The organism is Chitinimonas sp., from assembly GCF_041904975.1.
GTDB lineage: Bacteria > Pseudomonadota > Gammaproteobacteria > Burkholderiales > Chitinimonadaceae > Chitinimonas.
Genome location: NZ_JAYRLZ010000348.1, coordinates 1 through 385, shown reverse-complemented (window position 1 = coordinate 385; position 385 = coordinate 1). Strand labels below are relative to the sequence as shown.

General features: G+C 57.1%; 1 protein-coding gene. It reads left to right on the top strand.

Annotated elements, in window-relative coordinates:
- Positions 1–385 (top strand): hypothetical protein (locus ACE3OH_RS20480; RefSeq protein ID WP_374357507.1); only part of this gene is annotated, 385 nt, incomplete at both ends.

Below are 385 nucleotides of genomic sequence, written 5' to 3'. Positions count from 1 at the left end.
TGGCTCGGGTTTATTGCCTTTGTGGCGGTGGCGCTGGCGATCCAGGCTTCTTTGTTGCTCATCAAGGATCATTCAACCGTCTGGCAGGGCGATTTGCTGATCGAGAGCGGCATGAGCCATGACAGCATCAGCAATCCACTGCTGCATATCAGTGGCGACAGCAGCGATATCCGGGTCGAGCAGCAAACCAATGTCGACAATGGCTGGCTGGATACCGAGTTGACACTGACCAACCGCAATAGTGGTGAGGTGTTCCAGTTATCGCGCGAGATCAGCGAATACCATGGCTACGACGACGGTGAAAGCTGGAGCGAGGGCAGCAATAAGGATGAGGCGGTGATCGCCGCCGTGCCGGCCGGAGACTATGTGCTGGAGGTCGAGGGAG